This window comes from Shewanella eurypsychrophilus (genome assembly GCF_007004545.3).
Lineage (GTDB): Bacteria > Pseudomonadota > Gammaproteobacteria > Enterobacterales > Shewanellaceae > Shewanella > Shewanella eurypsychrophilus.
The window spans coordinates 4,366,122-4,389,907 of sequence record NZ_CP045503.2; the positions used below are offsets into that span (position 1 = coordinate 4,366,122).

Below are 23,786 nucleotides of genomic sequence, written 5' to 3' on the forward strand. Positions count from 1 at the left end.
ACTATCAGGATTATTTTGTTATGGAATGCCTAAATAACTGAATATTTTAGTATCAGTTCACTGATAATGGATGAATTAATGACTGCCAAATTTAAATCGCTTACATGGAAACAGACTAGCCTCGTCGTATTTTCGGCATTATTCATCGCGATTGCCATTTTTATAGTAGAGATCGCCCTTGTTGGTACTTCGGCTCGAGATGAACTAAAAGCCTCTCAAATTGAATTGCTCGACTCTGTCGAGCAGCCAGCCTCTAATGCCGTATGGGCGTTAGATGACAACTTGGCAAAGCAAACCTTAGAAGGTGTTTTAAAAGTTGAGCATGTAGGTTCAGCGGTGATTGAACTTGACGATGGCTCGACATTTGTCAATGTCGCCTCACCGTTAACCAGTCCAAACCTATTTGAGCCGCTCAGTAAAAAACTCTTCGGTGATCTTAGAGAGATCTCTCGCACTCTATATCGCCCTCTGTATTTTGAAGAAGATGAGAAACTCCACCTCATCGGTACTTTAACTATCTTCTATGATACCCAAGAACTCACTGATTCACTTTTTTCTCAATTAAGATTTAGTTTACTCGGCACACTAACCCGTGCTTTGTTAATCACACTAATCTTGTCTATTGTGTTTCATCGTTTTTTGACCCGTCCAATTGCACAGATCAGTGAAGCAATAGATAAAATTGATCCTGAATCACCCGATGAAAACTTATTGCCTGTCTCTAAGGCACATATGGATGATGAGCTAGGCTTGGTAACCTCTAAATTTAATCAAATTTTGATACAATTTAGTCAAACACAGAGCAAACTGAGGAAAATGGCAACCAGAGACCCTTTGACTGGCTTGCCTAATCGAACTTTACTGCTAGAAACTATCGCGGTTACCATTCAAAGGGCCCGAGTCCATAAGCAACAATTTTGTATGCTCTTTATCGATCTTGACAGATTTAAGAACGTCAATGACTCCCTAGGACACGCCATAGGCGATCAGTTTCTCGTTCGTATCGCACAAGTGCTTGAACGTGTAGTCGGCGATAATGGTACGGTCGCTCGATTAGGCGGCGATGAGTTTGTGATCCTTGCCGATGAGATCCAAAGTCCCGATCTCGCTGCCGATTTTGTTGAGCGTCTACTTTTTCAACTCAACACGCCGATGCAACTTAACGAACATACTATCCATCCCGCAGCATCTGTGGGGATCTCTATCTACCCTGATGATGGCATGACCGCTGAAGATCTGATCCGTCACTCGGATATTGCTATGTATAGCGCAAAAGCGGCAGGGTCAAACCAGTGGGCTTTCTTCAAACAACAGATGACTGAACGTGCAGCAGTTCGATTACGCACTGAAGCCTCGCTTCATGACGCGCTTAAAAATAATGAATTTGTTCTGCACTTCCAACCTAAGTTCGATATCAAGACTGGCAAAGTTGTCGCCTGTGAAGCGCTCATTCGTTGGCAAAAAGATGGTCGATTGATCAGCCCTATGTCTTTCATCCCCGTTGCCGAAGAGACCGGGATCATCATTCCAATTGGGCGTTGGGTCATAGAGCAAACTTGTAAGACACTTAAAGAGTGGCAAAATAAATATAACTATGCGATGCCAATCGCTCTCAATGTGGCTTCGCAGCAATTTGAAGACCCAAGCTTGGTTCCTGATATTAAACAGCTGTCACTAAGGTATCAGATTAAACCAGAGCTATTAGAGATAGAGATAACTGAAACCTCTTTAATGAATGACATTGAAAAAGCAATCACCAAACTCCAGCAGCTCAAATCAGCTGGTTTCGGTATTGCGGTAGATGATTTTGGAACGGGCTACTCTTCACTGTCCTACTTACGTCATCTACCTATTACCACAATGAAAATAGATCGCTGTTTCGTCACAGATCTGCCGCAAGAGAGCGCCATTGCATCGACTATTTTGATGCTAGGTAAGCAGCTAAACCTTAATATTGTTGCGGAAGGCATAGAAACCGAGGCACAACTTGCCTGGCTAAATGCTAACAACTGTCAGATGGGACAAGGGTTTTATTTCAGTAAACCGCTCTCTCAACAAGAGTTTGAAGATAAGTATATTAAGACGCAAACGGCAAGGATTAGTCAGATTTGATTACAAGGACATAGGTACTAGGTACTAGGTACTAGGTACTCGTCTTTCTCCCTTCTTTTTTACAGACACAAAAAAGGAGGCCTAAGCCTCCTTTATCTAAATCTAATCGTTAAAATTAACGACGTAGACCTAGCTTCTTGATTAGTTCCTGGTAACGAACATTTTCAGTACGCTTTAGGTATGCAAGAAGTTTACGACGTGTGCTAACCATACGTAGTAGACCACGACGTGAATGGTGATCATGGATGTGCTCTTTGAAATGGCCCTGTAGATGGTTAATCTGAGCAGTCAAAAGAGCTACCTGTACTTCAGAAGAACCAGTATCGTTTTCACAACGACCGAATTCAGCCAGGATTTTTGCAGTTTGTTCAGCATTTAGTGACATTTTGTCTCTCCAAATAATGCATTAAAAAAATCTGTAGCCGATCACTAACTCAGCTAAAGTGAGCGCGGCATTTTACCTATTCTGAGTAAAAGACGCAACATAAAAAGCAAATATACTTATAGATAAACATCCAAAGACGTTATCTTTGAACTATTAGACGCTTAGGCGCTAACAAGCCATCGTCGTTGATACTACCCATACCAACAAATTTATGTGACTCACCAATAGTGATCCGCAGTAACTCACCATCACTAAAATCAGCAGTGTTAGGGGCTTGTACTGGATTGCCATTCATTAAATAAGGTTCGACCGATTCAGGAATGTTAATCTCTTTAAACTTAGTCACAGCCGTATCCATAGGCAGCAATAACTCATCGAGTATCGGCTTTGCATCTAGCTCTTCAGCTTCAGCTTGCTCTACCATCTCATTGAGCTGCGCTAGGCTTACCATCCTATCGTAAGGGTAGCCAGCAACTTGAGTACGTCTCAACATAATGACATGAGCACCACAGCCCAGCATTTCACCAAGATCATCGGTGATCGTTCTGATATAGGTGCCTTTAGAACAATGTATATCTAAGGTCAGCTCATCACCTTCAAGTGAAACAAAATTCAACTCAAATACTGTGATAGGGCGAGCTTCTCTTGGCACTTCGATACCTTCACGGGCATACTTATAAAGCGGCTGCCCCTGATGTTTTAATGCTGAGAACATGGAAGGTACTTGCATGGTTTCACCACGAAAATACTCTAATGACTCCATCAGTAACTCTTGTGTAAAATTCATTGGGCGAGTTTGAACCACTTCCCCATCAGAGTCGCTGGTATCTGTACGTACACCTAACTTAGCAGTCACTAAATAGCGTTTATCGGCATCTAGCAGGTGCTGAGAGAACTTAGTTGCTTCACCTAAACAGATAGGCAGCATACCCGTGGCTAGCGGATCTAGCGCACCAGTATGTCCGGCCTTATTGGCATCAAAAAGTCGCTTGACTCTTTGTAGAGCGAAGTTCGAGCTCATACCTGTGTCTTTATCTAAAAGAACAATGCCATCGATAAAACGACCACGTTGACGACGACCCATTAAGCGTCACCTTCCTGCTCTTTGTCACCATTATCTTTGTCATTACCGGCAGCTTTCTGTTTTGCTTCATCATCACTAATCACACGTGTGACTAGGTTTGACATGCGCATACCTTCAACCAATGATGCATCATAGATAAATCTAAGTTCAGGCATCACTCGTAGCTTCATGCGGCCAGCAACCAAAGAGCGAATATAGCCAGCAGCTGTGCTTAATGCTTCAATTTTCTCTTCGATCAGTTTTTCATCTTCTTCAAAGAAGGTGACAAATACTCTGGCGTAGCTTAAGTCACGTGAAACTTCAACATCATTCACTGTCACCATGCCGATACGTGGATCTTTCATATCACGTTGTAACACTTGAGCAAGCTCTTGCTGGAGTTGCTGACCGATTCGACGTGTACGACTAAATTCTTTTGCCATAATAGTTGGCCTTAATAATTATCTGCTTACGCAGGCATAAACAAAAAGGGCGGCTAACGCCGCCCTATTACGCTTTACTCTTCTAAGGAGCGAGCTATCTCGATGGTTTCGAAGACTTCAATCTGATCGCCAACCCTGACGTCATTATAGTTCTTCACACCGATACCACATTCCATACCGTTACGAACATCGGCAACGTCATCTTTGAAACGACGAAGAGACTCAAGCTCACCTTCGTAGATAACAATGTTTTCACGTAGAACACGAATCGGTGCACTCTTCTTAATTGTACCTTCAGTAACCATACAACCAGCAATTGCGCCAATCTTAGGAGACTTAAATACATCACGAACTTCAGCAAGACCAAGAATGACCTGCTTATATTCAGGAGCAAGAAGACCGCTCATCGCGTTTCGAACTTCGTCAATCAAGTTATAAATCACGCTGTAGTAACGTAGATCTACACTTTCGCTATCGATAACTTTACGCGCCTGCGCATCGGCACGAATGTTAAAGCCGATCATGATTGCGTTTGAAGCCGCTGCTAAGGTCGCATCAGTCTCAGTGAGTCCACCTACGCCACGAGCGATGATGTTAACTTTAACTTCATCAGTTGATAGCTTATTCAATGAATCAGCAATCGCTTCAAGAGAACCTTGTACATCGGCCTTAAGCACGATATTAAGTTCCTCTACTTCACCTTCGGTCATGTTAGCAAACATGTTCTCAAGCTTAGCTTTCTGCTGTCTTGCAAGTTTAATATCGCGGAACTTACCTTGACGGTAAAGTGCAACTTCACGAGCCTTACGCTCATCACGAACTACCGTTGCTTCATCACCAGCTGAAGGCACACCTGAAAGACCTAAGATCTCAACAGGAATTGATGGTCCAGCTTCAGTAATTGCAATACCATTCTCATCACGCATGGCACGAACTTTACCGTACTCAAGACCACACAGAACGATATCACCCTGCTTAAGCGTACCTTCCTGTACTAGAACAGTAGCAACTGGGCCACGGCCTTTATCTAGCTTAGACTCGACAACAACACCAGCAGCCATACCCTGTTTGATAGCTTTAAGCTCTAAGACTTCAGCTTCAAGAAGAATACCCTCTAGTAATTCGTCGATACCTTGACCAGTCTTAGCTGAAACGTTAACAAACATGTTGTTTCCGCCCCAATCTTCGGACATTACGCCATGTTGAGAAAGTTCACTCTTAACACGCTCAGGATCCGCTTCTGGCTTATCCATCTTGTTAACAGCAACAATCAAAGGCACTTTACCGGCCTTGGCATGTTGAATCGCTTCGATAGTCTGTGGCATAACACCATCATCGGCTGCAACAACCAAAATAACGATATCAGTTGCCTTAGCACCACGAGCTCGCATTGCGGTAAACGCAGCGTGACCAGGAGTATCTAGGAAGGTGATCATGCCATTTTCAGTTTCAACATGGTAAGCACCGATATGCTGGGTAATACCACCCGCTTCACCAGATGCTACTTTTGCAGCTCTAATATGATCAAGTAGCGATGTCTTACCATGGTCAACATGACCCATGATAGTCACTACTGGCGCACGAGACTCGGCTTCAATATTCGCGTCACGATCAGCAAGTACTTGATGCTCAAGTTCGTTTTCACGAGTAAGAACAACTTTATGACCCATCTCTTCAGCGACTAGCTGAGCAGTTTCTTGGTCAAGTACCTGGTTGATAGTAACCATAGAGCCCATCTTCATCATCGCCTTGATGATTTCAGTGGCTTTAATTGACATTTTTGATGCCAATTCAGAAACCGAAACCGTTTCACCAATGCTCACATCGGTTTTTACGACGGCTACAGGCTTAGTGAATGCATGGTCCATAGACTCAGGTGCAACACTACGATTGTTACGTGCATTACGGCCACCGCGGCTGTTACGTGAATTGCGGGTATCTCTACCGCCACGACGCTTACCTTTACCTGTAGTAGCAGGCGCTGGAGTCGGTGCTTTACGTGGACGACGGTCACGCTTTTCAGCATTAGCATCCGCAGTATCTTCAGCGGCGCGAGCTTCTGTTGAAGTGGTGATATGATGATCACCAGTCTTCTCAGCCTCTTTACGCGACTTTTCTTCTTCAGCCCAACGCGATGAGTTTTCCTCTGCAAGCTTACGAGCTTCTTCGGCAGCAGCTTTTGCTTCACCATCGACTTTCGCTTTTGTGGCTTGCTCTTGTGCAGTTTGTAACTTATCAGCTTCAGCTTTAGCTGCTTTCTCTTCTGCAGTTTCTACAACTGGCTTAGCTTTTTCTACAGCAGATAATTTAGCTTTTTCTTTCACAGCGTCAGCAGCTTTCGCTTTCTCAGCCGCAGCGGCATCAGCAGCTACTTTGGCTACAGCGTCTGCTTTAGCCTTAACTTCGGCAGCCTCAACCGCTTTAGTTTCAGCTTCTGCAGCAGCTTCTGCTTCTGCTGCTGGATCACGTTTAACAAAAGTGCGTTTTTTACGTACTTCAACTTTCACGTCTTTAGTGTCACGGCCAGAGCCTACACTTAAAGTAGAAACAGATTTACGCTGTAGCGTCATCTTAGTCGGAGTAGCATCTCCGCCATGTTGTTTCTTTAAAAACTCAAGAAGCTGTTGCTTCTCTGATTCTGAAACCGTGTCTGCTTTATTTTTCTTAATGCCAGCTTCTGAAAACTGCTCGACTAATCGATCTGCAGTTTTTCCTACTTCACCAGCCAGTTTTTCTACTGTTGTATCTGTCATGTGTTCAATCCCCTCTGTTGAGCGAGTTATTCTTCGTCGCCAAACCAACAGATATTGCGGGCTGCCATGATGAGCTCACCAGCTTTATCTTCTGTCAATTCTTCAATATCTATCAAATCATCTATGCCTTGTTCGGCCAGATCTTCAAGTGTGATTACGCCTTTGCTAGCGAAAACGAAAGCCAAATGTCTTTCAAGGCCTTCTAGAGCAAGCAAGTCTTCACTCGGCTCTGCACCGTCAAGTGCTTCTTCCGTTGCTAACGCTCTGGTCGAGATAGCCGCTTTAGCACGCTCTCTCAATGCTTCGACGGTATCTTCATCGAAACCATCTATGTCCATCAATTCAGCTGCCGGAACATAAGCAACTTCTTCTAGCGATGTAAACCCTTCATCGGCCAGAATTTGAGCGAAATCTTCGTCGATATCTAGATATTCAACGAATAGACTCACAACTTTTGCACTTTCAGCCTGATGCTTAGCCTGCATATCTGCAACCGTCATCACATTCAGTTCCCAACCAGATAACTGGGTGGCCAAACGAACGTTCTGTCCATTACGGCCAATAGCTTGAGCTAAACTGTCGGCTTCGACAGCGATATCCATTGAGTGGGTATCTTCATCAACGATGATAGAAGCAACATCAGCTGGGGCCATACAGTTAATAACGTATTGCGCTGGGTTATCGTCCCAAAGCACGATATCAACACGCTCGCCATTAAGTTCATTAGAAACAGCCTGTACACGTGCACCACGCATACCAACACAAGCACCAATTGGATCAATTCGCTTGTCGTTTGACTTAACAGCAATCTTAGCGCGAGAGCCTGGGTCACGAGCTGCGCCCATGATCTCAATCATCTCATCAGCAATCTCCGGTACTTCAACACGGAAAAGCTCAATAAGCATTTCAGGTCTAGTACGAGATAAGAAAAGCTGAGCACCACGTGCTTCTGGACGTACTGAAAATAGAAAAGCACGAACACGATCACCTGGGCGGAAGTTTTCACGCGCAATGAGGTCTTCTTTAAATAGAACCGCATCAGCATTACTACCAAGATCGACAACAACGCTTTCACGGTTGCTTTTCTTGACTACGCCAGTGATTAACTCGCCTTCTTTATCCTGAAACTGCTCAACAACTTGAGCACGCTCGGCTTCTCTTACCTTTTGAACGATCACCTGCTTAGCAGTTTGAGTCGTAATACGGTCAAAAGTAACAGACTCCATATCATCTTCGATATAATCGCCAAGCTGGATTTCAGGATCTTCGTACTGAGCAGCCTCTAGCGTTATTTCGCCATAAGGATTTTCTAATGGTTCACCTGTGTCTTCAACAACCATCCAGCGACGGAAAGTTTCATACCCGCCGGTTTTACGATCGATTTCGACACGAACTTCGATCTCACCTTCGTGTTTCTTCTTTGTAGCCGTAGCTAAAGCAATTTCCAGCGCTTCGAAAATCTTTTCGCGAGGAACGCCTTTCTCATTTGAAACCGCCTCAGCGACTAGCAGAATCTCTTTATTCATCCTCTTGCCCCGTTGATTTTTGAATCCATCAAAACTTAGCGATTAAGTTGCCTTTGCGGATATTATCCAAGGCAATAATCAATTCGTTACCATCTACAGCAAGAGTAAGCGTCTGCCCCTCAACCCCTGTAACGGTCCCTTTTAAATTACGACTACCTGCAACAGGCATAGTCAGTTGAATTTTTACTGTCTCGTCGATGTAACTAGCATATTGCTCAACCGTAAATAGCGGTCTGTCCACACCGGGAGAAGAAACTTCTAATGTGTATTCGGTTGAAATGGGATCCTCAACATCGAGCACAGCACTGATCTGTCGACTGCTTTCAGCACAATCTTCAATGAAAATGCCTTTGTCATTATCGATATACACTCTTAACGTTGAGTGCTTACCGGCTTGAATATATTCCAAGCCCCAAAGTCTGTGACCCAATGCCTCAACTGGAGATTTGAGCATCTCTTCCAGTCTTTTTTCTATAGTAGCCAATGTGACCCCCCGAAAAACAAAAAAGGGCTAAATAGCCCCAGTACAACACTGCATAAACAGCATTTTATAAGTTTCAGATAACAAAAAACCCCGTAATAACGAGGTCGTTGAATTTAAAACCTGTAACCAATATTAGCCTAAATTACACTAAATATTGGGAAGCTGGTTGCGGGGACCGGATTTGAACCGATGACCTTCGGGTTATGAGCCCGACGAGCTACCAAACTGCTCCACCCCGCGTCAACTGCTGCAAGTATATTGAGTAATCTCGATACTTGCAATAATAAAGCATCAAACACTTCATTATTTTGATTTCAAACGAAATCAAATTTGGTGCGGATGGGGGGACTTGAACCCCCACGAGCTTGCGCTCACCAGCCCCTCAAGCTGGCGTGTCTACCAATTCCACCACATCCGCATGTGCATCTTTTAAATAAAGAGTCTTAATTTACATCTTAAGAGAGATGACTGCTTTTCCTCTATATACAATTAGCTTGAGAATACTAATCAGAGGGCTGCACAGTAACAGCGAGACTAATAGATAAACTTTATAAAACAGTTTACTACTTAGTCAGGAATCTTGTCTTCAGTAGGTTCTTGCTGCTTAGCGTCTTCAGTAACTTGCTCAGTCACCTGCGCTGCACCAGCACCTAAATTATTCCATGCATCTTCAGACTTAGTATGGTTAGCACTTAGGTTACCAATGATAAGACTAAGAGCAAAAAAACCAACTGCCAATACTGCAGTAGAACGAGTCAAAAAGTTACCTGCACCCGATGACCCAAACAAAGTAGCCGAAGCACCTGCACCAAAAGAGGCACCCATGTCAGCACCTTTACCTTGTTGAATAAGGATTAGACCTACTAGGCCAATCGCAACCAACAAGTAAACAACCATTAAAACTTCATACATATTATGCGCTCATCGCTATTGAACATAAACTTAAAAACTCGGTTGAATTTAAGCTTACGCCGCCAATTAATCCACCGTCTACATCAGGTTGAGCAAATAAATCTGCTGCGTTACTTGGTGTTACGCTTCCACCGTACAAAATCCTGATATTTTCTCCAATATATGGAGACACTTCAGAGAGACGCTTGCGTATAAACGCATGAACTTCTTGCGCCTGCTCTGGCGTAGCACTCTTACCCGTCCCTACTGCCCATAATGGTTCGTAAGCGATAATTGCGTTATCAAAAGCCATGGTGCCATTTTTTTGAATGACAATATCTAGCTCTTCTGCGATGACTTCAAAAGTTCTTCTCGCTTCTCTAGCTGGACCTGATTCACCAACACAAAGTATTGGAGTCAAACCATGTTTCTGAGCTGCAGCAAATTTCTCTGCTACTATATTACTCGTCTCTCCGTACATACGGCGACGTTCGGAGTGACCGATAATAACATATCGACATCCTGAATCTTTTAGCATTTGACCTGATACTTCACCGGTGTATGCACCAAAGTCATGTTGACTTAGGTTCTGTGCACCCATTCTAACTAAGCAACCATTTAAGGCTTCTTTGTTGCTATCTAGTTCCTGCCTGACGCTTTCAAGGTAAATACTCGGTGGACATAACACCACTTCCGCTGAATCATTTTGCAGCTTGGTAGCGAATTTCTTGAATAGCTCTTGTGCAAGCTGTGCACTGCCATTCATTTTCCAATTACCAGCGACCATCGGACGTCTTAGTGCCATTACCATCTCCTCTGAAAGCGGCGTGAATAATAGCGAACCACTTGTTAAGTTACAATAGCTAAATCGCTAATTTTTTAGATTAATGGTCGAAGCGTTGTTTTTTCAATCGCCACGACACATTAATTAAACAATCTCAGCCAGTAGAGCAAGAATCAGCCACGAATAAAGCCCATACAGGTCATCGATGATGTCTAGACTAAATTTCTAACTTTATCGGCAATATAGTTGGCATGAGTTAACACATCGGCTTCAACGTCACCTTCAACCATGACTCGAATCAGAGGCTCTGTACCAGATTTACGCAGTAACACTCGACCACGCTCACCGAGTTTACTCTCAACTTCACGTTGAGCAGCCAATACCTCTTCGGACTCGAGTGGATTGTGCTCGCCTTCAAAGCGAACATTGACTAACACCTGTGGCAGCATCTTAATATTTTTAGTCAGCTCTTCAAGGGTCGCATTGCTTCTCCTCATCGCTGCCAATACTAAGATCCCAGCCACAATACCGTCACCAGTAGTGCCATGGTCTAAATTAAGAATATGACCCGAATTCTCACCGCCTATGCGCCAGTTATTCTCTTTTAATAGCTGCATCACGTAACGGTCGCCCACTTTGGAACGCAGGAAGGGAATATCCAGATCAGTTAAAGCCAATTCAAGCCCTAAATTAGACATTAAGGTGCCGACTACGCCACCCTGAAGCACGCCTCTTGATTTAGCATCACACGCCAAAATATAAAGTATTTCATCACCGTCAATCACTCGGCCATAACGATCAACCATCATGATACGGTCACCGTCACCATCCAGGGCAATACCGAGATCGGCCCCTTCAGCTATTACCGTTTCACAGATTTTAGCCATAGAGGTCGCGCCGACCTCGTGATTAATATTTAACCCATCAGGTTTATCGCCAATAGCAATCACATCGGCGCCCAATTCACGAAAGACATTGGGTGCAATATGATAGGTAGCGCCATGGGCACAATCAACCACTATCTTTAAACCATGAAGCGTCTGATCGGCAGGGAAATTACCCTTACAGTATTCGATATATCGGCCAGGGGCATCGTCAATACGTGACACTTTACCTAAAAGGTGTGACTCAACACAGGTCAGTGGCTTATCTAACTCTTTTTCTATCTCCAACTCGATGGCATCATCAAGCTTACTGCCATCAGTGGAGAAGAATTTGATACCATTATCATAATATGGGTTATGGGAAGCACTGATAACCACTCCCGCTTCGGCCCTAAATGTTCGAGTCAAATAAGCGACTGCGGGTGTAGGCATAGGCCCTAGCAACATAACATTCAGACCTGCAGCTGATAAGCCGGCCTCCATTGCTGACTCAAATAGATAGCCAGATATCCGTGTATCTTTACCAATAATGACTTTTTTAGTTCCGCTTCTTGATAGGACCCGTCCCGCGGCCCATCCAAGTTTTAGTGCCAATTCTGGCGTCATTTTACCTGCGCCGACTTTGCCTCGAATACCGTCAGTTCCGAAAAATTTTCTCACTTCATACCCCATAAATTATCCTGTTCTGAGGATAAAATTTTGTACTAGATTACAAGCCGCTTCCATGACATAAGCTGAATAATTCTTATATGGCAGCTTAGCTATTTGTTATTTGTTATTTACTAAACGGTTTACGTTAAGCCAATTGATTGAACTCTTCTGTAGCTGACATCACTTTCAAAATATCGACCGTTTCAGCGACATCGTGCACCCTGAGTATATTCGCTCCTTGCTGCGCAGCGAGTATTGCACCGGCGAGACTTCCAGCAAGACGTTCTTGGGGGGCACGGTTTAATAAGCTTCCCATCATAGACTTTCTCGATAGACCAATGAGTAAGGGTAGTTCTAAAGCCTTAAGCTCTGCTAATCGGTTAAGTATCTCATAATTATGCACTAACGTTTTACCGAAGCCAAAACCGGGATCAAGTAAAATATGTTCTCGTTTAATGCCAGCTTTTAAACACGATGCAAGTCTTTGCTCAAAGAATACCGCAATATCACCAATAACATCTTGATACTCTGGCGCATGCTGCATCGTTCTAGGCCGCCCTTGCATATGCATTAAGCACACAGGAACATTTAACTTAGCAGCCACTTCTACCGCATCTGGTTCTTGTAACGCTCTCACATCATTAATCATATGTGCGCCAGCAAGGATGGCCTGCTCCATGACTTTGGGCTTGCTGGTATCGATTGATATCCAAACATCGTGATGGCTTGCTACATATTGAATTAAAGGGATCACTCTATTGAGTTCATCTGTAAGTGTCACATCGGCTGCACCAGGCCTTGTAGATTCACCTCCGATATCAATGATCTTGGCGCCCTGCTCAACCATAGCGTCTGCATGTTGACAAGCTAGGTCAAAGCTAGAAAATTGACCACCATCAGAGAATGAATCTGGTGTCACATTTAGAATGCCCATCACCACAGGTGAAGTTAATTCCAGAGTTCTCTGTCCACTGCAAATTTGAAACACATAAACTCCATTAGAAAGTTCACGTTGATTGAAATAATAAAATTATCAATTCACGTAAACAAGAAAACCCCATAACGGGGTTTTCTTTACTTCAATTGATGTAATTACTTAGCTGGTGATTCGTCTGCATCTTTAATATCGGTATCAACGTCTGCTTTTTGCTCGGTTTCTGTGCTTTCTTCAGCACTTTCTTCTGAACTTTCTGACTTAGTTGCATTACCTTTATCATCATTGCTTGAGCCGTTATCATCCATATTCCAATCTGCTGGAGCACGAACTTCACGACGTTCCATCAAGTCTTCAATCATGTTTGAATCTATGGTTTCATATTTCATCAATGCATCTTTCATCGCATGAAGAATATCCATATTGTCATTGAGGAATGTCTGGGCACGTTCATAGTTATTATCGATAAGCATTTTGACTTCAGCATCGATTAGACTAGCCGTTTCATCGGACATATGCTGAGTCTTACCCATGCTACGTCCTAAGAAAACTTCATTCTCATCTTCAGCATAGAGCACTGGACCTAACTTTTCAGAGAAGCCCCACTGAGTCACCATGTTACGAGCAATCGATGTGGCATACTTGATGTCTTGTGACGCACCAGTAGATACTCTTTCACGACCATAAATAATCTCTTCAGCAAGACGTCCACCGTAAGCGACTGAGATTTGGCTCTCTAACTTACGACGACTCTGACTAATTGCATCAGCTTCAGGTAAGAAGAAGGTTACACCTAACGCGCGACCACGAGGAATAATGGTCACCTTGTGTACAGGATCGTGTTCAGGAACGAGACAACCTACAATCGCATGACCAGCTTCGTGATAGGCTGTCATCTCTTTATCTTCTTCAGACATAACCATAGTACGGCGCTCTGCACCCATCATGATTTTGTCTTTTGCACTTTCAAACTCTTCCATGCCTACGACACGACGACTACCACGTGCCGCAAATAAAGCAGCCTCGTTAACTAGGTTAGCCAAATCGGCACCGGAGAAGCCTGGTGTACCACGAGCGATAACGCTTGCTTTTACATCATCGGCTAATGGCACTTTACGCATGTGTACTTTAAGGATCTGTTCACGTCCTCGTACATCCGGTAAACCAACCACTACCTGGCGGTCAAATCGACCTGGACGCAATAACGCAGCATCAAGAACATCTGGTCTGTTTGTCGCAGCAATGACGATAACACCTTCATTGCCTTCGAAACCGTCCATCTCAACCAGCAACTGGTTCAGTGTTTGTTCACGTTCATCATGTCCACCACCGACACCAGCGCCACGTTGGCGACCAACGGCATCGATTTCATCGATAAAGATAATACAAGGTGCTGACTTTTTAGCTTGTTCAAACATGTCACGCACACGAGATGCACCAACACCAACAAACATTTCAACAAAATCAGAACCAGAAATAGTAAAGAATGGGACTTTAGCTTCACCCGCAATGGCTTTAGCAATTAGCGTTTTACCGGTACCTGGTGGACCTACTAACAAAACACCAGTAGGAATTCGACCGCCTAACTTTTGGAAACGCGTCGGTTCTTTTAAGTAATCAACCAATTCTTTAACGTCTTCTTTCGCTTCGTCACAACCAGCAACGTCAGCAAAAGTCGTTTTAATTTGGTCTTCGCTCATCAATTTGGCTTTACTCTTACCAAATGACATCGCGCCTTTGCCACCACCGCCTTGCATCTGACGCATGAAGAATATCCACACTCCGATCAGCAATAACATCGGGAACCAAGAGATAAATATTTGAGTCAAAAACCCAGACTCTTCAGCCTCCTGACCCTTCATGCTTACCCCTTTACGATCGAGATCATTAATTAGATCCTGATCATACATGGGCATGATAGTCGTGAACTGTTCCCCTGTACGTTTAGTACCTTCAATCGTACGTTGATCGCTCATGATTTCGACAGTGTTTATCTGACCACTACGAACATCATCTAAGAACGCGGAATAATCCATCTTCGACGCTGTGGAAGAAGAGGGGGAATAGCCCTGAAATACAGACATCAATACTACAGCGATGACTACCCAGAGAATTAAATTTTTTGCCATATCACTCAAAATTACTAGACCTCATACAGTCTTGCGATAACTGACGCTAGGGTACTACAACTTGTACCCAGTCGCCACAAGATAGACTTCTCGCGAACGTGCTCGCGAAGAATCTGGCTTACGTGTTTTAACCGTTTTAAACGCTTCTTTAACAGATTTCATGTATTCTTCAAAACCCTCCCCCTGAAAGACTTTGACAGCAAAACAACCATTAGGTGCCAAAACTTGATGACACATATCTAAGGCTAGCTCGACTAAATACATAGCGCGAGGTTGATCGACACCACCCGTCCCACTCATATTAGGCGCCATATCCGACAATACAACATCGACTTTAGCATCCCCTACACGAGTCAGCAGTGCATCGAGCACTTTCTCCTCTCTAAAATCTCCTTGCAGAAAGTCTACACCAACTATCGGATCCATTGGTAAAATATCACACGCTATGACTTTACCTTTTTCTCCTGCTAGTTTAACTGCGACTTGAGACCAGCCCCCAGGGGCTGCGCCTAAATCAACCACAGTCATACCCGGGCGAATTAACTTATCTTTCTCTTGAAGCTCCTCCATCTTAAACGCTGCACGAGAACGAAATCCTCGTTTTTGAGCTAATTTAACATAGTGATCATCAAAATGTTCTTGCATCCAGCGGGAGGAACTCGCTGTTCTTTTTTTTCCTGACATTCAAAATCCGCAACAAATGAGAGTTACATAATCCATATATAAGGGTAGAATAGCGGCTTTTCAACAGTAACTCAGCATAAAGTTGGTATAAATGAATTTAACAACCAAACAAAAACAGCACTTAAAAGGCTTAGCGCACGATTTGAAGCCCGTAGTGATGCTTGGTGCCAATGGCCTGACTGAAGGTGTACTGGCGGAAATAGATAATGCACTCACATATCACGAACTGATCAAAGTGAAGGTTGCCTCTGGAGACAGAGAGCTAAAAAATGCAATTGTTGACGCCATCATTCGTGAAACTCAAGCTGTAAAAGTACAGCTAATTGGTCATGTTTTAGTACTATTCCGTCAATCAGAAGAGATGAAAATAGCGATTCCGAAAGCTAAGTAATCATTTTTGAACGGCCATTTTCTATCTAACTTAGCAGTGAGATAGAAAAACCTTTAATAAAAGCGGAGCCACTGATTTTTCAGTGGCTCCGCTTTTTTATTACTTATACCTGTTTATGGTGTGTCGTTTACTGGAACTGCCTTATAGTGCTCAGCGTTAATTCCAAGCACTTCAGGCAAACAAGTTCCTATTGAAATTGAAGACCAGGTACCCGTCAAGATGCCAATAAACATGGCAATTGAAAAACTCTCCAGCGGCCCCCCTCCCATGATCCACAGAGCACTCACCGTCATTAAGGTTGTTCCACTGGTCACTAAAGTACGAGAAAAGGTTGCTTTAACGGCACGTGTACACACATCACTGATCGGCATTTTGGGTTTAAGAGTGAGTAACTCTCTAATTCTATCTGCAATAATAATAGAATCATTGAGTGAATAGCCTAATATGGCTAATACCGCGGCAAGTACCGTCAGGTTAACTTCTATTTGTGTTAACGAAAAAAATGCTAATACAAATACCACATCATGAATCAATGCGAACAATGCTCCACTGGCGAGGCGCCACTCAAACCGAAAACTCAGATATCCCAAGATACATAGCATAGCAACAAACAGCGCTAGCCCACCCTGCTCAGCAAGTTCCTGGCCAATTTGAGGCCCGACAATGCTGGTGTTAAGCACCTCGAGATCACTATTCAATGGCGCCAATACCTGTTGAACATCTAGCATATTCATCGTCGTACTAGACTCGGTATCAGTCTGACTGTATCTCAAAACCCAACGCCCTGGCTCACCCGCGGAAATAACACTCACTTCCTGATGTGATTTCCCTTCTAATAATTGCTCAATTTGTGAAGAATTAATGCTACTGTCGAGACGAATTTCACTGACGACACCACCAGTAAAGTCTAAACCCCAATTAAAGCCATTAACAGAAATCACCATTAAAGAGATAACCATTAGAATTATAGATACAATACTCGAAATATAACGGCACAGAGTCACTCTATTTGCAGGGAGATTTCTAAAATTTAAAAATGTCATATTACACCTTCACTTCGCGACTAAAATTATGTCCATAAACCAAATTAATGATTGCTCTTGAAGCAAAAATACCTGTAAACATACTAGTGAGTAGGCCCAGCCCTAAAGTCAAAGCAAAACCTTGAATAGGACCATTACCGATAGAATAGAGCACTACAGCCGTGATCATGGTGGTAAAGTTAGCATCGAAGATCGTCGTGACCGCACTATCAAATCCTTTGTCGATAGCATGGGCAAAGCCCCTTCCCTCCGCTAACTTATCCCTAATTCGCTCGAAAATGAGCACATTAGTGTCCACAGCCATACCAACTGTGAGTACTAGGCCCGCTATCCCGGGTAAAGTGAGTACAGCCCCAGGAATTAACGCCAATAGTCCAAACAAAATGACCATATTGGCAATCAAAGCCACATTCGCCACCCAGCCCAAGCGGCGATACCATAACCCCATAAACACCAATGTCATTGCCATGCCTAAAGCCAATGCAGAAAAACCATTGGTAATATTCTCAGCCCCTAAACTCGGGCCTATGGTTCGTTCTTCCACAATAGTAACGGGTGCAGTCATAGAGCCAGCTCGAAGTAATAAGGCTAATTGCTGCGCCTCGGCATAATCTCCAGCCCCCGTAATACTGAATCTATCCCCTAATTGAGATTGAATCGTGGCAACACTGATAACTTCAGTCGTTTGGCGTACCTTGCCCTTTGTATCCCGAGTGTATTCACTGTATGAGGTCGCCATTGGCTGCCCAATATTGTCGCGCGAAAAGTCAGACATCATTCTTCCTCCCGCTCTATCGAGGTGGATAACAACTTCGGGCAGTCCCATCTCACCTAATCCGGCTCTAGCATCAATGATGTGCTCACCACCTAACACCGGCCTTCTGGCCACATAAACAGGAGATTCAGAAGGCCCCTTGAGTATCTTAGCGTTAATTGAACCAGGAGATTTTACTTCATAAAAAGCTAAGCTGGCTGTTGCACCTATGACGTTTTTAGCTAACGCAGGATCTTGAACACCCGGTAATTCGATGCGGATCCTATGCTCCCCTTGACGCTGAACTACCGCCTCAGTGATCCCTAACTCCTCAATCCGGGTACGCATGATCTGTAAGTTTTGTTTCACCGTCACATCTCTGATTTTAACCTTCTCATCAGACCGAATATCAGCTTTCAATCCTGAATTATCTAAATTCGATACCTGCCAGCTTGGGTAATTTGTCGCGATAAACTCGCTAATGATGTCTTTATCAGCTCCCTCTGATGGAGTTATGACCACATTTAAATCTGAGTTTTGCCGAACGGTTATACCGGTCATTTTTTGCTGCCGAGCAAACTGTCTAACCCCGTCGATAAAAGCGTCATACTGAAGTTGATATACTGGTTCAATTTCGACATCCAGTAAAAATTGCACACCACCACGTAAATCTAAACCGAGTTTGATCGGTTTTACTCCCAAAGATAGCAACCAATCTGGCGCTGCCGCTGATAATGTCAGAGTCAACTTAGCGCCATCCTCGACATTTTCCAGTAAGAGAGCCTTAGCTTGATTTTGTTGATTCTTGTCATTGAGAATAACTAAGGTTTTATCTTCATTTTGTTCGATAGCTTTAACGTCAATCCCACGCTCAGTTAGCACCTGATGTAACTGTTGTGATGTCAGGCTCAAGCCCGCACTAGCACCTATTTGAATTGCAGCATCTTCGCCATACAAGGTGGGTAATGCACTAAATGCCATGATGATAAATGTCACGACTAGGACAATATACTTCCATGCCGAATAGCGATTTAATTGCTTATTGTTTGCTTGTTTTCTCATTGTTAACTCTATTTTTAATGCTGAAAAATTTCTTTTCCCCACAGATAGAACAGCAAACTTCATCCGTTAATAGAATGAATATCTGTTTAATAGAAAGGAAAATTGACCAGATAACCTGGTAGAAAGTCTTAGCTAAGCAGAGCGTGTTTGAGAAAAGCGATAGAGCAGATTTGATTCTTTCCAACCAGAAAGTCGATTGGTATTTTGATTGACTTGCAGTGCCCAATTGAGTGTCGATGCAAAATCAATTCGATAGCCTATTGCAAATGAAGGGCTAAGTGGTGCTGTAAATTCAAAAGCAAGACGATAGTCAGGCTTACGATTAAGCTGTTCGTGGTGAGCAAAGCTGATTAAACGCTGAGGGATAAGCGGAACAAACTTAGGGATGTCGCTATCTTGAGCAGAAAATGTAGTCTGTTTTAAACCACGACTATCTGATTCAGCTTGAGGCGAAGTAGCCAATGAAATTAATCGTTCGACGCTCCTTGTGTCGCTTTGAGCATCTTGAACTGTGTGATTAACTTTGCTTTGACTAACTTTTACGCCATCTGAAAAGCTCGCAGACACAGGAGAGCTAAATATCCCCCCAATGAAAAACAAGATTAATCCGAAACGTAAATAAGCTAACACCAAATGCCTTTCATAGATAAATTGACAAGTCATTTAGTTTAAAGACTGTCACACAAGGACACAAATTAAATTTTCATCATGTTAAAAATAATAAACGAATACAAAAAAACCGCTAAATAGCGGTTTTTTTTGCAAGTGTTTATAGCTTAAATGTATTTCACTGCAATGATTTCATACTCAGTAATACCACCAGGAGTCTGAATATTAACTTCATCGTCAAGGTTCTTGCCGACTAAACCACGTGCAATCGGTGAGGTCACAGAGATAAGATTCTCTTTGATGTTAGCTTCATCCTCACCAACAATTCGGTAAGTAACCTCTTCTTCCGTCTCAACGTTCAAAATAGTCACTGTAGTACCAAAAATAATACGGCCAGTATTTTCCATCTTGGTCACATCGATAATTTGGACGTTAGACAAATTCCCCTCAATGTAACGAATTCTCGCTTCAGATAAACCCTGTTCTTCACGTGCAGCATGGTACTCGGCATTCTCTTTAAGATCGCCAAGTTCTCTCGCTATACCTATTGCTTCAGCAATTTTAGGACGCTTTTCAAACTTTAAGTAGTCTAGCTCTTTGCGCAGCTGCTCAGCACCGACAACGGTCATTGGAACCTTATTCATAATCCTCTTTCGTCTCCTTTAAAACAAAAGCAGTCTCTGTCGGCGTCAATGGCCAACACAGTAAAGTACATTTGGAATTGTCACATTCTATACGTTGATCGCATCAGATGCTATCCCACTGTCTTCTATCTGCGCTTGCTATCTACATTTTATTTTCAGTATTAGTTAATTTTAATGGTAGAGAAGAAATCAAAAGTGCCGTTCTACCCTGGTGGTACAAAACTAATTGTCCTTAATTAGCAATAAGTTAAATCTACACTACACTTCAGGTGTTCTATCCAAACCATACAATTTCGATTTATCTATCTATCGACTTCCAGCCATTGGAATCGAACAAGCTTATAAATACAAATAAGCACTAAATACAAAATAGGGAATGAATATGAAACATCACATTGGATATGCAATTGCTATATGTTCAACACTTAGCTTTGCCCCCCCAGCATTATCGACAGAAGGCTTATCGGCTAACATAGGGGTCACTAACAACTACATCTGGCGAGGCGTCACTCAAACTGATGACAAACCAGCCGTCTCTGGCGGCATTGATTACGCAATCGACAATGGTATTTATATCGGTACTTGGGCTTCAAATGTCGACTTTGGTGATGAGGCAACCACTGAACTCGATCTCTACTTAGGTTTCGGTAACCAAGTCGGTGAATTTAGCTACGACTTAGGCTATGTCTATTATGGCTACCCGGATGGTGAAGACCTCAATTTTGGCGAAGCATACGCCTCCGTAGGCTGGAGCATTCTCTCTATCGGGGTTTCTACGACGGCACATTCTGATTGGTCATCAGATTTTGGTGATGACATCTATGTTGAGGCAAATGTAGCCTTTGAAATTTTAGGTGATGCAGAACTTGGACTCCATTTCGGTAGTTATGATTTCAACGATGGACTCGATTATCAAGATTATAACGTAAGCCTAAGTAAAAATGGTTTTAGCTTCTTAGTCAGTCAGGTGAGCGAGGATGAGATAGATGACGATTACAAGGTTATTGTTTCTTATACCTATGAAATAGATCTATGATCGGTATAGGTGAACAAAATAGAGGCCCAAATCGGGCCTCTATTTAATTACACTCTTTTCCAATTAAACACTTTCAAATAAGACTAAACCTTAATCTCATAAGCCCGATAGAGACGCTCTGTGCTAAAGCTTAAATTCACTCATTTTCTCTTCTAGATTAGTCACTAGCCCACTCAATTTTTCGACATCATCCTTGCTAAGTTCTGCCTTGCTCGATATTTTTAGAGAAGTATCGGCAATCTCTGTAATGTTCTGATTTATATCACCAACCACTGCGCTCTGCTGCTCGGATGCCGTCGCAATCTGCATATTCATATCACTGAGCTGAGAAACAAGCGCCACCACTTCGGACAATATATTTCTGTTTTCTTCACAGGTACCGATACTGGCATTGGCCATCTCGTTAGACGAGGTCACCATCTTGACGGTTATTTCAGTTTCATGCTGCAGCGAATTAATTTTTTCTCGGATATCTTCAGTAGATTGCTGAGTACGAGATGCTAATGTCCTCACTTCATCGGCGACAACCGCAAACCCCCTTCCCTGCTCGCCCGCCCTAGCCGCTTCGATGGCCGCATTAAGTGCCAATAAATTAGTCTGCTCGGCAATAGCCTGAATGACATCTAGCACTGAACCTATTGATTCACTCTCATGAGCCAATTTTTCTATGGATTCTGATGCCGAAGCCATTTGTGCGTTTAGCTCCGCCATATCATGCTCCAGACGCTCGGCACCTTGGGTACTCTCCAAGCACTTATCATTGGTTTCACGCACTGAGTCAGCGGCACCAGCAGCATTGCGCGCCACCTCTTGGATTGTCGCTAATAGCTGGTTTGTCGCCACCGCCACACTATCTGCACTGTTGGATTGCTGCATCGTTTGGTCTGTCGTTTCCTGAATGTCATTCATCATCTTACTCGTCGACTGCAGCAGAGTCGCCGCCAACTCCTCGACACTATTGAGAATACCCTGTAACTCCTGCAGCAACTGATTGAATGAGCTTGCCAAAGAAAACAGCTCATCTTTACCTTGGTAATCGATCCGGGTGGTGAGGTCTTTATTCTGAGTGACTCGATTAACCTGAGCGATAAAATCATTGATTGGATTAGATATTCCCCGACCGACCATGAAGCCTGCTATTAGAGTAATAGGAATTAAGATCAACATGATGACACTGATAGTCAACCAGATAGCCGAGAGCATATCCTCTTTGTCCTGCATTGCCTCGGCGACATCGATTTCACTCAATATGACCCATTTAACCCCAGGAATTTCCAATGGCGCAAATGCCGACAATACCTCTACATTACGATAATCCATGATATTTTTAATTCCAGACTGTCCAGATAATGCCAGTCGAGCCCCCTCACTCTCGACCGTTTGATAACCGATAGCCGAGCCACTGGCCTCAATCTTGTCCACCACACTCGCGTTCATACCCGAAGCTCTGAGTGCCTTAATATAGCCTTTCTTATCATCATGTAAGAATCGGCTCTGACTACGAAGCAAGTGATCATCACCCACTAGATAGGTTTCACCAGAACTCCCAAGCCCGACTTTGGACCATTCTTGATCATAGGTCATTAAACTATTAATCTCATCGATTGGCATCTGAAACACTAACACGCCCAACTTTTCCCCCTCACCGGAGAACACAGGGGAAGAGATAAATGCAGCAGCGGCTTCATAGGAGGGGAAATAGGGCTTGAAATCGACCAAGAAAGTGGCATTTTTATCTGTAGTTTGACTCGCCAAGCGATATGCTTCAGCAAGCCCTGTGTTTTTATAAGGACCATCTAATAGTGATGTCGCAAAATCTAGCTCTTTAAATACTGAATAGACCACGAAACCTGACTCAGGCTCGATGAGAAAAATATCATAAAATCCAAATGCTTCGAGATATTGATTAAAATGTGGATGATACTTTTTATGAGTCTTACTATAGGGAGTCCCATCGTTAGCAAACTCTAAAGAGTTTTTACTGCCAAGAGGATTAGAATTACCACTAATGTAGGCATGTTGAATGGCTTTAGTATTTCGATTTAGCAACGAGAGTTTACTCGTTGCACTGCCTGTGGCCGATGGATTCTGATTACGGTATTGCTTATCGAATTCATTGGTGTAATAACGCTTCAAGGCTGAATCATCTCTCATGCTGGTCTGCTGAGCATAATCGAAAAACTCTTGAGGCAGATGATGCATCACATCGATCACCATCTCGTCGTTAGACAAGGTGATCATCTCTTTCTCAATTGTTGAGAAATACCTTTCTACCTGAGATTTTTGAATTTCTCGAATAGCTACAAGCTGCTCAAATGCCCTCTTCTCTAATGCAACCGATGCAATAGAAGAAGACTTCCAACCAACCAGCGATCCTGCTGTAAAAATGCCAATCCCTGATAACAACACCGAAGCCAACACGATTTTGCTGGAAATTTTCATGAGCCGCTTACCACCTAAACAAGATTAGTCTTTAAAGTTTAGTAGAAATGCAAAAACTCGCTGAAAAGGGGGTATTTGAGAA

General features: G+C 43.2%; 20 protein-coding genes and 2 tRNA genes. 3 read left to right on the top strand and 19 right to left on the bottom strand.

Features of this window, described 5'->3' with window-relative positions; translation table 11 throughout:
- The first annotated feature begins 78 nt into the window (after positions 1-78).
- Complete coding sequence (locus FM038_RS18620) at positions 79-2,112, top strand: putative bifunctional diguanylate cyclase/phosphodiesterase (protein WP_142870525.1); 2,034 nt, start codon at positions 79-81, stop codon at positions 2,110-2,112.
- A gap of 115 nt (positions 2,113-2,227) precedes the next feature.
- On the opposite strand, the gene rpsO is transcribed toward FM038_RS18620, so the two are convergent.
- The 14 genes from rpsO to rlmE form a co-directional block, all read right to left on the bottom strand.
- Positions 2,228-2,497: a 30S ribosomal protein S15 gene (rpsO, locus tag FM038_RS18625; RefSeq protein WP_142870526.1), complete on the bottom strand. Its 270-nt coding sequence runs from the start codon at positions 2,495-2,497 to the stop codon at positions 2,228-2,230.
- 139 nt (positions 2,498-2,636) lie between these two features.
- A complete protein-coding gene (truB, locus tag FM038_RS18630) occupies positions 2,637-3,581 on the bottom strand; it encodes a tRNA pseudouridine(55) synthase TruB (RefSeq protein ID WP_142870527.1) in 945 nt (314 codons plus the stop codon).
- Entirely contained in the window at positions 3,581-4,003 is a 423-nt protein-coding gene (gene rbfA / locus FM038_RS18635; RefSeq protein WP_142870528.1) for a 30S ribosome-binding factor RbfA, read from the bottom strand. Before rbfA ends, truB begins: the two co-directional genes overlap by 1 nt.
- Positions 4,004-4,077: 74 nt before the next feature.
- Positions 4,078-6,756, bottom strand: coding sequence for a translation initiation factor IF-2 (gene infB, locus FM038_RS18640; protein ID WP_142870529.1), 2,679 nt, complete (start codon positions 6,754-6,756; stop codon positions 4,078-4,080).
- A 26-nt stretch (positions 6,757-6,782) separates the two neighbouring features.
- A complete protein-coding gene (nusA, locus tag FM038_RS18645) occupies positions 6,783-8,282 on the bottom strand; it encodes a transcription termination factor NusA (protein WP_142870530.1) in 1,500 nt (499 codons plus the stop codon).
- 28 nt (positions 8,283-8,310) lie between these two features.
- Complete coding sequence (rimP, locus tag FM038_RS18650) at positions 8,311-8,766, bottom strand: ribosome maturation factor RimP (protein ID WP_142870531.1); 456 nt, start codon at positions 8,764-8,766, stop codon at positions 8,311-8,313.
- 163 nt (positions 8,767-8,929) lie between these two features.
- A tRNA-Met gene (locus FM038_RS18655) sits at positions 8,930-9,006 on the bottom strand.
- A 91-nt stretch (positions 9,007-9,097) separates the two neighbouring features.
- A tRNA-Leu gene (locus FM038_RS18660) sits at positions 9,098-9,184 on the bottom strand.
- Between the two features lie 149 nt (positions 9,185-9,333).
- Positions 9,334-9,678 (bottom strand): preprotein translocase subunit SecG, encoded by a 345-nt coding sequence (secG, locus tag FM038_RS18665; protein WP_142870532.1) that lies wholly within the window; start codon positions 9,676-9,678, stop codon positions 9,334-9,336.
- 1 nt (position 9,679) lies between these two features.
- A complete protein-coding gene (gene tpiA / locus FM038_RS18670) occupies positions 9,680-10,462 on the bottom strand; it encodes a triose-phosphate isomerase (RefSeq protein ID WP_142870533.1) in 783 nt (260 codons plus the stop codon).
- A 191-nt stretch (positions 10,463-10,653) separates the two neighbouring features.
- Entirely contained in the window at positions 10,654-11,985 is a 1,332-nt protein-coding gene (gene glmM, locus FM038_RS18675; protein ID WP_142870534.1) for a phosphoglucosamine mutase, read from the bottom strand.
- Positions 11,986-12,121: 136 nt separating this feature from the next.
- Positions 12,122-12,964 (bottom strand): dihydropteroate synthase, encoded by an 843-nt coding sequence (gene folP / locus FM038_RS18680; RefSeq protein WP_142870535.1) that lies wholly within the window; start codon positions 12,962-12,964, stop codon positions 12,122-12,124.
- 104 nt (positions 12,965-13,068) lie between these two features.
- Positions 13,069-15,039, bottom strand: coding sequence for an ATP-dependent zinc metalloprotease FtsH (ftsH, locus tag FM038_RS18685; RefSeq protein ID WP_185965662.1), 1,971 nt, complete (start codon positions 15,037-15,039; stop codon positions 13,069-13,071).
- 54 nt (positions 15,040-15,093) lie between these two features.
- The gene (rlmE, locus tag FM038_RS18690; RefSeq protein WP_142870537.1) at positions 15,094-15,723 is read right to left on the bottom strand and encodes a 23S rRNA (uridine(2552)-2'-O)-methyltransferase RlmE; all 630 of its coding nucleotides are present in this window, start codon (positions 15,721-15,723) and stop codon (positions 15,094-15,096) included.
- A gap of 91 nt (positions 15,724-15,814) precedes the next feature.
- Here rlmE and yhbY point away from each other — a divergent pair, with 91 nt between their 5' ends.
- A complete protein-coding gene (gene yhbY, locus FM038_RS18695; protein WP_142870538.1) occupies positions 15,815-16,114 on the top strand; it encodes a ribosome assembly RNA-binding protein YhbY in 300 nt (99 codons plus the stop codon).
- Between the two features lie 113 nt (positions 16,115-16,227).
- Here yhbY and secF read toward each other — a convergent pair whose 3' ends face one another.
- The 4 genes from secF to greA all read right to left on the bottom strand — a co-directional run bounded on the left by secF (position 16,228) and on the right by greA (position 20,226).
- Positions 16,228-17,157, bottom strand: a complete 930-nt coding sequence (secF, locus tag FM038_RS18700; protein ID WP_195873119.1) for a protein translocase subunit SecF — start codon at positions 17,155-17,157, stop codon at positions 16,228-16,230.
- Between the two features lies 1 nt (position 17,158).
- Complete coding sequence (gene secD, locus FM038_RS18705; protein ID WP_142870539.1) at positions 17,159-18,973, bottom strand: protein translocase subunit SecD; 1,815 nt, start codon at positions 18,971-18,973, stop codon at positions 17,159-17,161.
- A 132-nt stretch (positions 18,974-19,105) separates the two neighbouring features.
- Positions 19,106-19,603, bottom strand: coding sequence for a hypothetical protein (locus FM038_RS18710; RefSeq protein ID WP_142870540.1), 498 nt, complete (start codon positions 19,601-19,603; stop codon positions 19,106-19,108).
- 146 nt (positions 19,604-19,749) lie between these two features.
- On the bottom strand, positions 19,750-20,226 hold the full coding sequence (gene greA / locus FM038_RS18715; RefSeq protein ID WP_142870541.1) for a transcription elongation factor GreA: 477 nt from the start codon (positions 20,224-20,226) through the stop codon (positions 19,750-19,752).
- Positions 20,227-20,608: 382 nt separating this feature from the next.
- On the opposite strand from greA, the gene FM038_RS18720 reads away from it, so the two are divergent.
- The gene (locus FM038_RS18720) at positions 20,609-21,262 is read left to right on the top strand and encodes a TorF family putative porin (RefSeq protein ID WP_223292902.1); all 654 of its coding nucleotides are present in this window, start codon (positions 20,609-20,611) and stop codon (positions 21,260-21,262) included.
- Between the two features lie 123 nt (positions 21,263-21,385).
- Here FM038_RS18720 and FM038_RS18725 read toward each other — a convergent pair whose 3' ends face one another.
- Positions 21,386-23,704 (bottom strand): methyl-accepting chemotaxis protein, encoded by a 2,319-nt coding sequence (locus tag FM038_RS18725; protein WP_142870543.1) that lies wholly within the window; start codon positions 23,702-23,704, stop codon positions 21,386-21,388.
- Positions 23,705-23,786 lie beyond the last annotated feature (82 nt).